Annotated in this window: 7 protein-coding genes; all 7 read left to right on the forward strand. The window is 66.7% G+C overall.

Annotated elements, in window-relative coordinates; genetic code table 11:
* Position 1: 1 nt before the first annotated feature.
* Entirely contained in the window at positions 2-2,410 is a 2,409-nt protein-coding gene (locus WHN02_RS14545) for a hypothetical protein (protein WP_434743963.1), read from the forward strand.
* Between the two features lie 152 nt (positions 2,411-2,562).
* Complete coding sequence (locus WHN02_RS14550) at positions 2,563-8,514, forward strand: hypothetical protein (RefSeq protein WP_434739279.1); 5,952 nt, start codon at positions 2,563-2,565, stop codon at positions 8,512-8,514.
* Positions 8,515-8,823: 309 nt separating this feature from the next.
* On the forward strand, positions 8,824-9,660 hold the full coding sequence (locus WHN02_RS14555; RefSeq protein ID WP_434739280.1) for an IS5 family transposase: 837 nt from the start codon (positions 8,824-8,826) through the stop codon (positions 9,658-9,660).
* Positions 9,661-9,932: 272 nt separating this feature from the next.
* A complete protein-coding gene (locus WHN02_RS14560; RefSeq protein ID WP_434739281.1) occupies positions 9,933-10,301 on the forward strand; it encodes a hypothetical protein in 369 nt (122 codons plus the stop codon).
* Positions 10,302-10,601: 300 nt separating this feature from the next.
* Positions 10,602-11,909 (forward strand): pectinesterase family protein, encoded by a 1,308-nt coding sequence (locus tag WHN02_RS14565; RefSeq protein ID WP_434739282.1) that lies wholly within the window; start codon positions 10,602-10,604, stop codon positions 11,907-11,909.
* 250 nt (positions 11,910-12,159) lie between these two features.
* A complete protein-coding gene (locus WHN02_RS14570; RefSeq protein WP_434739283.1) occupies positions 12,160-13,929 on the forward strand; it encodes a cellulose binding domain-containing protein in 1,770 nt (589 codons plus the stop codon).
* 643 nt (positions 13,930-14,572) lie between these two features.
* Positions 14,573-15,715 (forward strand): pectate lyase, encoded by a 1,143-nt coding sequence (locus WHN02_RS14575; RefSeq protein WP_434739284.1) that lies wholly within the window; start codon positions 14,573-14,575, stop codon positions 15,713-15,715.
* Positions 15,716-15,732: the final 17 nt, after the last annotated feature.

Here is a 15,732-nt window from a genome sequence, read left to right on the forward strand (position 1 = left end):
CGTGACCGCGGCCCCCGTGTGGCGGCCATTCGACGACGAACCGCTGTTCGTCCCAGAGCTGCTGCTAGGCCCGGGCGCAATCCCGACCGACCTGATCCATCGGATAGTCGGGTACTTAACCGCAGTCGCGCAGACCCGCAGCGCACCTCTGCACATCTGCACCGCGTTCAACGCCCTGCACTTCGGGTTCGACGTCGAAACCCACGGCTACCGGGCGGAGGTGCTCACCCCGGACCTGTTCGTTCCGGTCGCTGTGCAGCCGCAGGCTCGGTGCGTGCTGCCAGTCGGCACGTTCGTGCATCTCGATCGGGGTGGTCGCCGGTCGCTGCTGGCTGAGGTCGTCGCCCGGTACGGCGCCGACCCGGACGTTGACGTTGACGGCTGGACACCGGCTGAGCTGTCCGGCGCCCCGGCCGGCGTTGAGCAGTCTGACGGCACCCGAACCGGTATCGAGCGGGTTATCTTGGACGTGCAGGCGTTCGGTGCACTGAATGCCGCCGACTACAGCGAACTGAGTCGGCTACGCCGTCAGGTCCTCGACAATCGCGGGCATCTGACAGGCCCCGTGCAGTATCCGGCCGGGACCGATGGCCGTGACGATGTAGCCCTGTACGCTGCGTATCTGCTCGGGCCGGCCCGACCGCTGCTGCTCGGCGGACCGCTCGCCGAGTTGCTCACCGATCCTGGCGATGAGCAGGTACTTGCTGCGGCTCTGCACCAGACATTCGACACCATCGGCCAGTTGCTGGACGGCGCAGCCGGGTTGCGGATATGGAACGGATACGCCGTCTGCGGGGACCGGTTCACGCGGCGGTCCCACGAAGGCTGGCCCGGCCTGCCAGCCGCAGACATCGACGATGTCGTCGCGACGGTCCGCCGCAGCGCGCCGAACCCTCGCTACACCGCCGTTTGGCCGCTGCTGTCCAGCCGGATTCCCGCTGGCGGCACCCCCGACTCGCTTGGGCTCACCGGTGCCGCTGACATCGTCGTGCACACCAACCTTGTCGCCGCGGACCTGGCTGACACCGCTGTCGACGGACTGCTGCCCGAACGAGTACACCTGCGCGCCGACGATCCCTGGCAGGCCGGAGGTGTGTGGCGTACCCAGCGGGAGCCCGTCTCGGCGCTGGTGGTGGCCACCGACCCGAGGATCCCACTAGGCCTCGGTCACAGCCCTGCCGTTGACACCTTCGAAATGGTGGTCCCCGCCATCGAATACGCCGGCCCGGGCACCCTCGGCAACAGCGACAGGCCTGCCGAGCCCCAGCCCGAACACGTGGAGACAGATCCGCTCGGCGACGACGACAACCCCGACGAGAAACAACTCGGGCCGGCGGGGCGGCGCATAGACGAGGTTCCGCCCGGACCGACCCCGGCCGACACCAACACCACAGAAGGGGGAGAGACGGATCTCGTCGTCGTCGCGGACAGCCTGATCGTGTTCACCGTCGCACTGCGCGAGAGTCACTGGGAAGCCGGAGAGCTGCCCCTACCGTCTGCGGCCACCGGCGTGCTCGGCGCGGGACCGCTGATTATGCAGCTGCACCATGACGGGGATACCCTTGATGACAGCGAACAGGTGCAACAGATCAACCGAAGCGGCGCCACCCTGACCGGTGTCAGCTGGCCGTGGAGCTTCTACGCCGGGATCAAGGTCACCGTCGCTGCTGCCCGTAACGCGACCCGGATCAGCGTCACCACGACGCTGCTGAATCAGCCGTTGCCGTATGGCGACCAGTACCGTTGGGACGCAGACGCCGCTATCCTCGCCGCGTCGATCGGTGCCGAGCCTCCCGCTGCGGACTCGGCCGCCATGCCGCCGTCTCCCGAACCGTTACCGCCAGGAATTTCCGAACGCCAGCGCGGCATATCGCAACTGCAGCCTCTGATTATCTCCGCGCTGCACCGGCATGGAGAGCAGGGGGCGTTCGGTGCTCGGCGGCTCACCGGCCCACAGTTGCTCGCCGCCCTCTTTGGACCCGAACTGGTCGCGCCGCCGTTGATGTGGCAGGTCGTGTACACGTGCGACCGTCTCGTCGACGCCGGCACCCTGATCAAGGAGCCCGGCGATCCAGCGGAAGACGGGAGACCCAGCAGGCTCGAGACGTTCGTCTGGTGGCCAGACGGTACCGCCCGCCGTAGCGGCCACCAACTGCCGACTCGGGCGGAGATCCTTGCCGGCCAGGTCCGCGAACACTGGGTGCCTGCGTTCAAGCGACGGCTGCAGCCCGGACATCAGGCCAGTGACACCGCCCGTCGGGAGTACGCCGCCTGGGTTCTCAAGGTTTACGGCCCGAGCGCCGACACCCGACTTCCCGATGGATACACCTGGGTTCGTGGGCAGCTGCGTGGCTCAGGTGAACCCGCCCCGCTGCTACATCTCGCCGTGCCTCAGCAGTCCCGGCACTAACCCCCACCAACCCCTGGCTGAGCGCAACCTCTCCGAAAGTGAGTACCCCTACGATGGCCAACCCGTCCCGCCGGCAGCGGCGTAGGCATGCACAAGCCTGCCTTTGCTACAGCCCATTCACCCCACTACAAGCCGAGTCCGAATCCGAAGCGGTGACGGCACTGCGGGCAAGCCTGGCAGAGCTCGGCGATCCGGTAACGGACTCTTTGGCATGTCTGACCAGCGAACAGTTCGCCGCTCTCGCGTGGCAGTTATCTCAGCCAGGTAGAACAGACTTCCTCAATGACTTAGGTGTCCCGCCTGCCAAACGGCCAACCACGGTCTCGGCGGGTTGGGGCCTGACGAAACTTCGGGCGTGGCCGACACATAAACGCCACAAGGCAGCCATTTTTCTCACTGTCTCGGTAGCCGAACGACTCGAAACGTTGTGGCGTCGCCACGCCGATGCCGGATTGCTGGAGGCGGAGGAGGCGCTACGGCAAGCGTTGACCAAGGACCCGGCACAGACCGCGATCCTGCGCTTGGCGCTTGTGTGCCACGGCCCGGTCTCCCCGATCATGACCATCGCTCTGCGGGTCGGTCTGGACGCCGCTCTCGGCCTTCCTAGCTGGCCGCAGAAGGCCGCAGACGACATCATGCAGGCCTGCCGAGAGGTAGAACAGTCCATCATCGATTCTCACGAGACTAATGACAATGAAGGCGGAGACGCGCCTTGTGGCGACGGTGAAGTCGACGACGGCGGCAGCATCGAGTCAGCCGGTGTCGAAACATGCCGACCGCCCGGTCTCGGCAACGCCCCGATCGCAGAAGGATCTGAAATCGTGCCTGCCGAATCCAGCACCTTCATGCCAGCAGGTGACGTTGCGGCTGCCGCGACGAACCTGACCACCCGCCACACGGCGGCCCGGGAAGCTGTGGAGGCCCTTACCGACGCGCTGGGCCGTGGTCAGATCCCGGGCCGAACCGACCTGGACGCGGTCATCGAGTTCCTCGACGCGGCCGACGCAGCTTGTGACCTGCTCGCCCAGCTGGGTCGGGACACACCCGCTGACGTAACCGTCGAGGACCTGCTCACGGCACTAACCGCGACCGCCGAGCAGTGCGGTCAACACGACCGGCTCGCCGACATCAGCCGGCTCACCGGACCGACCAGCGAACACGACCGAATCACTGCGGCGATACAGCTCGCTGCCGATTTGCAGCAGAACCCGCTCTGGGACGCGAACCAGCAGCGGCAGGCGGCTGGCCTGATCGCTTTGCTGGACCTGATCATCGCCTCCGAGACCAAAGACATGCAGGCGCTGTCCGCGGCCCTGACCACTCTCGAATCGCATCTGCCCGCCGACCTTGCCGTCCTGCGCACCGCTGCCATTACCGGGCAGTTGCGAATGACTGGACCCGGCGAGGAGGAGACCAGCAACACGTCGGTCTCCGAGCCTGCGCCGCAAGCCGCCGAGACCGGCCCTGAAACGGCGATGGTCGCCTCTTTCGAACCGCAGCCGACCGCTACTGAGGAACCGGAGCCGGCTAACGCTCCACAACCGGTTGTCACGGTGCCTTCGTCGGTCGACGAGGCATTCACCGACCCTGCTCCGCTCGGCGAGGAGCAGCTGGCCACGGCCACGGACGGTTCGGCCGTTCGTGAGGATGTAACCGTCGATGTTCCTGAGGACGCCCAGGTCGGTGACGACGCTGGCCGGGGCCAGGCCGACGACACGAGTTCTACCGACCCCGCCGCCGGCCGTGAGCTGGTCCGGGAGCTGCTCGGCGCGGGCCGGCTCAGCCTGACCTATCACGCCGCCACGGCCTGCGGGGACCGGCGTCGTGCTGACGCGCTGCGGGTCCTCACCCTGGCCACTGCGGTTCGGAGCGAGACTTCCCCGACCGCCGACGCCTTACGGGTCGCTCTGGAAGCCGAGCAGGGCGCCGCGCCCTCAGGCGACACCACGGCACAGATGCTGCTGCTGGCCGGTGCCGTCCGGGCCTGCCTCGTCACCACCGACGCAGGCGCCGGCCAGGTCGCCCAGTCGGTGGCTGAGTCCCTGCGCGAGCTGCCGGCGGTGTCCTCGATCGCTGGCACGATCGGCACCGCCACGGAGAAGCGCCTACTGTACAGCCCGGACCTGCTGGCGGGGCTCGCCCCAATCGCCGGAGCGGACAACGACATAGCAGTTACCGTCGAGGCCGCCCAGACCGAGCTCAACAAGCCCCGAAACCTCGCCTTCGACCGCGCTGATCAGATCGCCACCCTGTGGTGGTCCCCGAACGGGGCCATCGGCCGGCTCCTGACCCTCGCGGCAGCCGACCGGCGTGTCGAGATCGACGCGGTAACCGAGAGCCTGCGCCTGTTCGCCAAGCGTCAGTACGTCGATGACCTGCTCGACCGCGAGGATGCCGAGATGCGCTCCGGTAGCACTCGCCCTCTGCAGGGCCGCCAGCGCCGCAAGCTCAAAGAGATGGTCGGACGGTCCGTAGCCGCCGTCCGAGCCTGGGCTGACGCCGTCCGGGTGAACCAGGCCACCGAACACGGCCCCGTACCGGCCGAACTGGCGCGTCTGCGTGTGGACGTGATCGCGCAGTGGCCAGCCGCCGAACTTGAGCTGCAGAACCTGATCGCCTCGGTCGCTGACACGCCATGGCTGCTGAAGGCCGAAGCGGCACAGGTGTGCCTGACCAGTCTAAACGGTAGCGTCGGCCTGCTCGACGGGCGCAAACTGACCGGCTCCGACCGGGATCCCGATGCCGTCATCTACCAGGAGTTGCTGCTCTGCCCGCAGCTGCCGTTCACCGCCGACGGCGTTCCCGAGCGGCCGGCCACCATCAACGAGATCGCCGTTGCGGCTTCCACCAGCTGGTCCGACGCGTTTGAGCAGCGGCTGCGGGCAGAGCAGTACGCCACTGCCGGGTTGCTCATTGGTGCCGTTACGGAGCCGGAGGAGTCCCGGGAGCTGAGCCAGCAGCTCACGGCTGCTGCCGCCGAGTCGCTATTGAAGCTGAAGGCCCTGTATCGCAGCGTGGCTGAGGACGTGGCCCGCGCCACCCGTCTCGGTCAGCTCGACGAGAACGCCGGCACCGCCGTCACCAGTGTTCTGGCGGCCGGGGATGTCTCCCGACTCGCCGCCGCGCCGGAGCAGGTCAACCTCAGCGACTACCGCAGCCGGCTGGTCAACGTTCGTGAACAGCTCCCGAAGTACCGGCACGAGGCCCAGGCGGCGTTGCGGCGCCGCGCGGACAGCGAAGTACCATCCGGAGCGGATCGCAGCCAGCGTCTGAACCAGATCCAGGACCGTATCGACGCCGGCGACCTGGCGACCGCCGAGGAGTACCTGCTCGCCGCGGTGCTCGGCGAGACTCTACCGTCCGCAGAGCCCTCGGAGGACCTGACCCATTTCCTGCGGCTGACCGAGCGGGTCCCCGGCGGCCTCACCCGGGACTTGATCGACGCAGTCCGCTACGGCAAACCTCACCCTGCGCTGGACGTCCACGAACTGACTCCCGCACAGCGAACCACCGCCGACCTGTTGCAAACGTGGCTTGACATGCGCGACATCCGGCACGACCGGGTGCAGCGCAGCAGTCTGGCGGCGGCGCTGCTGCTGGCCGGTATCGAGTTCGCTAGCATGCAGCCGGTACGGGATATGAAGCCCAAGGGAAGTTCCCGCCGTGCCTGGTGGGATCTGACCGGCGTACGCCGTATCGGCGAGACCCAGGGCGTACCGCAGTACAGCCCGCCGCCCGACGGCCAGCAACGGATCATGTTGTGCTGGGGGCAACCCGACGTGCGGGCCATGTTCGGCTGGATCGACCAGGACCCTGGAACCGACCTGCCGGTCATCGTGCTGCTGTTCGCCGCGTTGTCCACCGGCCAGCGTGAGGAACTCGCCGGGATGTGCGCCCAGCACAGCGAGAAGCCCGTGATCGTGATCGACGACATCGCGATTCTGCACCTGGCGTTGCACGGCAGCGGTCAGTTCATCACCACCGCTCGGACCCTGCTGCCGTTCGCGGCAACGAACCCCTACGCCCCGGACGGGCAGGCAGCCCTGCCGCTGGAGATGTTCTTTGGCCGGCGGTCAGAACGTGCCGACATCATCAACCCAAACGGCCCGAACCTGCTCTACGGCGGCCGGCAGCTCGGCAAGACGGCCCTGTTGCAGGAGGCCGCCCGGGCGTTCGGGCGGGTGCCCACGAACCTGCCGATTTACGTGACGTTGCCCAACGTCATCGGCACTAAGGTCAACCCGCTCACGCTGTGGGACAAGCTGGCAGAGAAGCTTGCCGAGAACAAGATCGCGTTGCCAAAGAGGACCCGCGACCCCGTTAAGGACGTCATCGCTGCGATCACCACATGGCTGGACCAGAATCCGGCCCGCCGGATGCTACTGCTTATCGACGAATGTGACGGATTCTTCGACGCGGACGCCGAACGCGGTTTCGAGCATGTCACGCATCTGCGTAACCTGCGCGACAAGTACCCCGGCCGGCGTTTCAAACCCGTCTTCGCCGGCCTGCATCAGGTACAGCGGTTCGCCAACCTGCCGAACCAGCCGCTGGCCAACGCTCACCTCGGTGACCAGGTAGCGATCGGCCCGCTCAGCCCCGAACCGGCATACCAGTTGCTGTTCACCCCCATGGAAGCGCTCGGTATCCGTTTCGCGTCCGACGAACTGGTCCATCGAGTCCTCGCCTACTGCACTTACCAGCCGAAGCTGTTGCAGATGGCCGGCAAAGCCCTGGTCAGCTCAGTTCTCAACCGCCGTGACGGCGGCCCTGTCTACCTGATCGACGAGAACCTGCTGGACCAGGTCCTCGGGTCCGAGTCGCTAAAGCAGCGGATCCGTCAGACCGTCCACCTCACCCTGGACCTGGACTCCCGGTACAAACTCATCGCCTTGGTCGTCGCCTACTTCGCCTTGGAGAACGGCGCCGACCACACGATGACGACCTCGCAGTTGCGCAACGAATGCCACCGTTGGTGGCCGGCGGGCTTCGCCCGGCAGGAGCCCGGCGAGTTCCGCTCGTTGCTCGACGAGATGCGTGAACTCGGGGTTCTTGCGGCCACCGTCGGCGGCACCCGCTGGCGGCTCCGGTCGACGAATGTGCTGCGGCTGCTCGGTACCGCCGACGAGATCTGGGAGGAGTTGTGCAGCTCCCAGTGGCGTAAGACGCCAACGAAGCTGTCCACCGAACAGGCTCGTGGCCACCTCGCCGACGGCCGGATCTCCCCCTGTACAGATCAGCAGCTGTCCAAGGTCGTCACCCGCACCGCCGGCAGTACCATCAGAGTTATCGCCGGGGCCAGGGCCACCGCCGTCGATCGGGTAGAGGAACTGCTGGAGCAGTCACGCAAGAGTTACGGGGCCCGGTTCCGCTTGACGGTCACCACCCGGCCTCAGACGTACGGAAGGGCGCTGCGGGGCGGGGACAATGGCGGCCAGCACCACGTAGTTCTGAGCCCGCTGCTTTCCGCCAAACCGGACACGGTCACGTCCACGATCGTCAACGCGATGCAGATCCAGCCGGCCTCCGGTACGACCCGGACCGTCGCCGTCCTTGTCGACGTTGAAGCCCCCGGCATTTTGGATTTGCTGACCAGCCCGGACCTCGGACTTGGCAGCGACGATGTGATCGCCCTGCGCCGGGCCACCGACATCGGTCTACGCACGTGGCTGGCGGACAACGAGCGGATGAAGGTGTTCACCGACGCGACCAGCCAGGCCCAGCTGATGACGGCAACCGGCGGATGGCCGCATCTGCTGGACCTAGCCGCGGAGAAGGCCCGCGAACACACCAGCACCAGAAAGATCTGCGAGCAGGTCACCGCGTATTTGGCGACCGTCGATGGAGCCACCGAATTCATCGAGTCGACCGGGCTGCGTACCGACATCGGCGCCGAAGCCGCGTTCCAGGCTCTGCTCGAGTACGCCGCTCCGGTCACCTACGATGAGATGATCGAGCTGTGCGCGCTCACCGGTTCCCAGCCGGACCGGACCGCCCGCATCCTTCAGATGCTCGACGTGATTGACCAGAGCGACGTCGACGGGCGGTGGGTGCCGGAACCCGTGATTGCCCGGGCCTGGCAGAGGCTGAACAGCGGCACATAGCGACGGTCAATGCTGCGCCGGTGGCGATATGTAACCGTCACCGGCGCAGCGGACTCCAGCATATGTTGGCGCTCCCTTGAGCATCTGACTGGACGTTTGTTTCGCGTTCACGTCAGTAGCGACCGATTTGCGCCTCGACCTCGTCAGGGTGATATGCCGGGCCTGACCCGGAAGACGCACATCCCAGCCAGCTCTACCGTGACCAGAATCAGCGCATTTCAGCCCGCGATCGTGTCTGATTCACTTTCACCCGACATCGACGTACATGAGGTCCGTCGATCCGAGCCCCGAACGCCGTACCCCTGAATCATGACCGCCCGACGAGCCTATCCGTCCGACCTGTCCGACGCCCGATGGGCCCTGATCGCACCCCGCCTGACCGCCTGGCGACAGGCCCGCACCGACGCCGGCGTCAGCGGCCGAACCCCCACCCACGACCTGCGCGAGATCCTCAACGCCATCCTCTACGTCAACCGCACCGGCATCGCCTGGCGCTACCTACCCCACGACTTCCCACCCCACCCGACGGTCTACGGCTACTTCGCCGCCTGGACCAGGGAAGGCATCTTCACCGAACTCAACTACCAGCTCACCGGCCTCGTCCGCGACCACCACGGCCGCACCACCCAACCCACAGCATCCATCATGGACAGCCAGAGCGTGAAGCCCTCCACCAACGTCCCACTGTCCACACAGGGCACCGACGCCGGCAAGAGAATCGTCGGCCGCAAACGCGGCATCATCACCGACACCCTCGGCCTCCTCCTCGCCGTCACCGTCACCGCCGCCAGCGCCAGCGACAACACCATCGGCATCAACCTGCTCGACCAGGCCACCACCACCTACCCCACCCTGACCAAGACCTGGGTCGACGCCGGCTTCAAGAACCGCGTCGTCGAACACGGCGCCACGCTCGGCGTCGACGTCGAGACCGTCACCAAGGACCCGCAGGTCAAAGGCTTCAGCGTCGTCAAACGGCGATGGGTCGTCGAACGCACCCTCGGCTGGCTCATGCACCACCGCCGACTCGTCCGCGACTACGAAACCCGACCCGACAACTCCGCCAGCATGATCACCCTCGCCATGATCGACAACCTCGCCAAACGCCTCACCACCGAAACCACCCCAACCTGGCGAGACGACTAAACCGTCATAACACACAAAGTACGTGAACCAGACGCCCTCTGAAAAGTAATGGCTTCAGGCAAGACTGAACCCTCAGGCACATCGACCTTCGCCCGCCGCAGAATGGCGAGCGCGCCTGCCGAAATGAGGACAAGCGAAGGCTGACCAGGCCGATCGGCATGCCCTCGCACTGTCGACGACGTGGCCAGGCTACGGCGCCGGGAGGTCAGCCTTGACCCCTGTCTTGCCGGTCAGGGAACGGTGAGGCAGGACGTCTTGGCTAGAGTCTCGCCGTGGTTGTGGTCAACACGGTTGAGAAGTTCGGCGTGGACGATTTCCTCGATCGCTCGTGGGACCTGCCGTCAGAGGTCACCGAGCCGCTGCGCGCGCATGTCGAGGTGACGCCCGACGGGTGGGTCGTGGACGTGTGGCCCATGACAGCGCAGCTCGCCGTCATCGTGCAGCCTTGGTTGATGAGCCCATCGGTGTCGAGTCGGGTTCCTGGTTCGTCAGCTCTGCCCAGGTCGCTGCTTGAGGCGAGTCATCGGTGTCATCAGAGCCAGATGATGGCGGCGATTAGGCTGGCAGGTCGAGTGCTTCCCGAACCGGTCCCGCTCCTCTGTGACGCCGTTCACCTCGCCCGTCGCCGGCGAGCCGATTGATTGTGCTGATGCCGGGCGGCTCGCGGGGATGCGGCATGCCGTTCAGGCACGCCGATCGGGTAGCAGAGTCGGCTACTGGGGTCTTTGGTCGCTGACCAGGCGATCTTGCCTGGATGTGAGCGATACCCGTGATTGTTTGTCACTTCATGTTATGCCTCCTCCGGCAACCCGTCTGCAATGTTGGCGGGTGCCTCGGCGGGTCCGCCTCCCCTGTCGATCGGAACTGAGGAGGTCTGGGTGAGAGCCAGAACAAGGTGGTCAAAAGCGTCGGGAGCAGGGCTTGCCGCCTTTACCGCTGCGATGGTCGCGGCGAGCATCGCCACGGCGGTGTCCGCTCAGGCGGCGGCCGGCTGCCAGGTCGGGTACGAGGTCACCGGAGCATGGCAGGGCGGATTCACCGCCAACATCAAGATCAAGAATCTCGGCGATGCCGTCAACGGATGGCGACTGGGCTGGACCTTCACCGCCGGCCAGGCCATCACCCAACCCTGGGGCTTCACCGCCAGCCCGACCAGTGGCACCGTCGTCGCCACCAACGTCGACTACAACAGGTCGATCCCCACCAACGCCACCATCGACGTCGGGTTCAACGGCTCATGGAACAACTCCACCAACCCTGCGCCGACAACCTTCACCCTCAACGGCACCACCTGCACCGGCGGGGTCAGCCCCACCCCACCACCCACGACACCCCCCACCACCCCACCGACGACCCCGCCTTCGAGTGCCCCGACGGTGGCGGCCGACGGCTCCGGGCAGTACCGCACGGTGCAGGCAGCGATCGACGCGGTACCGGTGAACAACACCCAGCGGGTCACCATCACCATCAAGGCGGGCACCTACCGGCAGGTGGTCCGGGTGCCCGGGAACAAGCCGCACATCACCCTGCGGGGGCTGGGCTCCGGTCCCGCCAACACGGTGCTGGTCTTCAACAACTCCGCCTACACCCACGGCACCTCCGGCAGCGCCAGTGTCTTCGTCGACGGGGCGAACTTCGTCGCGGAGAACCTGACCATCTCCAACGACTTCGACGAGAACTTGGCCAGCAGCGGACACCAGGCGGTCGCCCTGAACCTCAACGCCGACCGGGCGGTGTTACGCAATGTCCGGCTCCTCGGGGACCAGGACACCTTCCTGGTCAACGACCGGACCCGGGCCTACATGGTCGACTCCTACGTCGAGGGGACCGTGGACTTCGTCTTCGGTGGGGGGACCATCGTGATCGACCGGAGCACGGTGCACGAGAAGCGCTCCAGCGGGGGCACCATCACCGCCGCCAGCACCGACGCCGCGAAGACCTACGGCTTCCTCTTCTACCGCTCCACCATTACCGGTACCGGCTCCAACAACACCAACCTCGGTCGCCCCTGGCGGCAGGGCGCCCAGGTGCTGTACCGGGAGTCGAACCTCGGCGGCACCGTGAAGACGAACCAACCCTGGACCAACATGGGCGACGCCACCTGGCAGAACGCCCGGTTCCTGGAGTACCGCAATACCGGGTCCGGCGCGGCGGTCAACAGCACCCGCCCGCAGCTCAGCGACGCCCAGGCCGCCACCTACACCCCCCACCGGTACCTGGCCGGCACCGACGGCTGGAACCCCCTCTGAGTGGCGACAGCCCCACCGCGCCGTCACTCACCTGCACCAGCCCGTAGGGCTGAAGACGGGTGAGTCGGGGCCTGACCTCCGTGTCAGCAGGTCAGGCCCCTGGCGATATCGCACACCAGCGCTTGCTGCGTCCACTTCGTGCCCTCGTGGCAGCACCCGACCCCGGGAGGTCGGTTGCGCTCGATCCGGTTGTCCTCACGAACTGCTTTCGACTCGTCCGTTCCACCCGGCACTCCATCAGGGAGAACACATGAGAAGAACACGATCGACAAGGGTTTCGGCGACACCGTCCACACTGCTGGCCTCCGCCCGCGTCGCCGTGGCTTCGGCGGCGGTCGGCGTACTCGTCCTGGTCGGGCTGGTCGTCACCAGCCCGCAGGCGAGCGCGGCCACGGTCGCGGCGTTCCCGGGTGCCGTAGGCCCGGCGATGTACGCGACAGGTGGTCGCGGTGGCGACGTCTACCACGTCACCAACCTCAGCGACAACGCCAGCAACCCACAGCCCGGGTCGCTGCGGTACGGAATCAACAACGCGCCCGGCAGCGGGCGGACGATCGTCTTCGACGTGGCGGGCACCATCAAGCTGTCCCCCGCCGGCCGGCAGGGCTGGCTGTCGATCAGTAAGAGCAACCTGACGATCGCCGGCCAGACCGCGCCCGACCCCGGCATCACGATCATGGGGCAGACCACCAAGGTCACCGGCGAGAACATCGTCATCCGGCACCTGAAGTTCCGTCCCGGGAAGGACCAGGCCAATCCCGGATCGGCGACCAACGACGGGATCTGGATCACCGGCGACGACGTCATCGTCGACCACGTCTCGGTCAGCTGGCACGACGACGAGGGCATCAGCGCCAGCGACGGCGCCGGCCAGGTCACGGTGCAGTACGCCATCGTGTCCGACGGGTTGAACTACAACGGTCACAGCTACGGCGCCCTCATCGGTAGCGACGTGGCCGGATCGAACATCGCCTACCACCACAACCTGTTCGCCCATCACAAGAGCCGCCTGCCACGGCTGGGGAACGAGGTCGGGGCGTCGACCACCGTCGAGTGGAGCAACAACGTCGTCTTCGAGGGCAAGGGTTACAGCGGCGCCAACCAGATCGCCAACGCCAACTTCGTCGGCAACACCTACCTACGCCACAACTCCAGCAACCCCGAGGTGTACACCGGGACGACCGGGACGAGCGCTTACATCTCCGGCAACAAGGCCGACTACGACGGCGACTCGAACCTGACCAACGGTGCGGACGCGGGCTGGAACCGCTTCACCGACATTCCGAACCAACGGAGCAGCCGCTTCAACGTCCCCCACATGACCACCGAGTCGGCGGGCGCGGCACTGACGAAGGTGCTGGACGGTGCCGGCGCCTTCTGGTGGGCACGCGACGCCGTCGACACCAGGGTGATCCGCGAGACCCGCTCGACCAGCGGAGCCGTCCCCACCGAGGCCGACCCCACCGAGTGGAACACTCTGTGGAACGCCCCGCAGGTGAACCGCCCCAGCGGATGGGACACCGACCGGGACGGCATGCCCAACGCCTGGGAAACCGCCGTCGGACTGAACCCGAACACCGACGACCGTAACGGGGACACCGACGGCGACGGCTACCGCAACATCGAGGAGTACCTCGACCACGCGGCCCAGGGCAGTGGAACCCCACCGACCACCATGCCCCCGACCACGCCGCCCACGTCTTCCCCCACCACGCCGCCGGCCGGTGGGGCCTGCACCGCGACCTACCAGACCACCAACACCTGGGCCGGCGGCTTCCAGGGCGAGGTGACGGTGAAGGCTGGCAGCACGGCCATCACCGGCTGGACAGTCAGGTGGACACCCGCCAGCGGTCAGACCGTCACCCAGGCCTGGAACGGCCGCCTCACCAGCAGCGGCACCGCCGCCACGGTCACCAACGAGTCCTACAACGGCGCGTTGGCGGCCTCGGCCACGACCACGTTCGGCTTCATCGCGAACGGTACCCCGACGACACCGGCGCTGACCTGCACGAGCCCGTAGGACCACGCCCACCGCCGCGACGACCAGGCCGGCATCGCGCCAGGCGCCCCCCGGGTAGCCCAGGAGTCGCCGGGAGCGCCGGTCGATGTCGAGGGGGCCGTGCGCCATGAAAGAGCGTGGACCGACCTGTGGTGGGATCGGTCCACGCTCTCGTGGTGAGGCGGAACGGTGTCGATCTCCTGGAGTCGTGGAGGGCTCCCACCGCGTGCGGCACGTCACGCTCCGTCGTTCTGCGGTAGTCGGCCAGTCGGGTGATGCCGAGCTGCCGGCCCTGTAGGTCCGTCCGCCCTGGACGGTGACACCGTGAGGCCCGCCGTCGTCCCACCCGCCCTGCCGTCCGCTGCATCCGGTGTTCGAGCCTGAACGAGCCAGCGCCGATACCTCGTCAGCGGTGATCGGAAATCGTAGTGGGGCGAGTTCGTAACCCGAGAGGCGCTACCCCTTAAGGCAAATTCGGACCATTAGTAGTATAAGCATACGTACTGACTGTGACCCTTGCCTCACCATCGACCCATCTCTATGGTTGGTGGAAAGCGCTTTCCCATACCATGTTGCTATGTCTGAAAGGTGACATCGGATGAGACGTAACGTCTCCAGGCGGTGGCTTGCCTGCAGTGCCACTGTGGTCGCAGGTGCCGTCGCCGTGTTGGCGCTGCAGATTCCCAGCGCCTCGGCCGCCACCAACCTGAGCCTCGGTGCCGGCGCCGACGGCTCCAGCAAGGCCAGTGGTACCAGCTACGGCAACGTCATCGACGGCAACGCCAGCACCTACTGGTCGCCGAGCGGCTCGACCGGCACGGTCTCGGTCAAGTGGAGCAGTGCCACCACGGTGTCCTCGGCCGTCATCAAGCAGGCCTCGGGCGGCGGTTCGATCAGCGGCTGGCAGCTCAAGAACCACGACACGGGCTCCGTCCTGGCCAGCGGCAGCAGCGCCCCGAGCACCATCAACTTTTCCTCGGCCTCGCTGAAGAAGATCTCCTTCGTCATCACCGGCGCGTCCGGCACTCCTCGGATCGCCGAATTCGAGACGTACTCCAGCGGCGGATCGAACCCGACCCCGACCACTGGCCCCACCAGCGGCCCGACAGCCGGCCCGACCGGCAACCCGGGCACGCCGACCGGCGCCTGGCCGTCGTCGACCGGCTCGGTGAGCATCTCGGGCACGGTCAACGTCCCCAGCTTCCTCGACGGCGGGATGAAGACCTACTGCTGCATCGGTGACGGTGGGCAGGGCGAATCGCAGGACCCGATGTTCAAGATCGCCAACGGCGGCACCCTGCAGAACGTCATCCTCGGCTCGCCCGCGGGCGACGGCGTGCACTGCGAGGGCACCTGCACCCTGCGCAACGTGTGGTGGAACGACATCGGTGAGGACGCCGCCACCTTCAAGCAGACCAACGGCGGTACCTCCTACGTCATCGGTGGCGGCGCGCGCAACGGCAGCGACAAGACCTTCCAGCACAACGGCAACGGCACGGTCAACATCTCCGGCTTCTACCTCAAGGGGTCCGGCAAGCTGTACCGCGGCTGCGGCAACTGCACCACCTCGCACACCCGCCACGCGCGTATCGACAACGTCCTCGTCGACGACATCGACATGCTCGCCGGCATCAACAGCAACTGGAACGACACCGCGACGATCACCCGTGTGGTTGTCATCGGCTCGGCCACCATCTGTGGCAAGTACAAGGGCGTGCCCAAGGGCAGCGGCGACCCCGACTACCTCGGTGAGGGCTGGAACGACGCCAACTGCAAGGTCAACAGAAGTGATGTGACCTTCCGGTAGTTCCGGTAGTCACTGGA

Source organism: Micromonospora sp. SH-82 (assembly GCF_051132485.1).
Lineage (GTDB): Bacteria > Actinomycetota > Actinomycetes > Mycobacteriales > Micromonosporaceae > Micromonospora.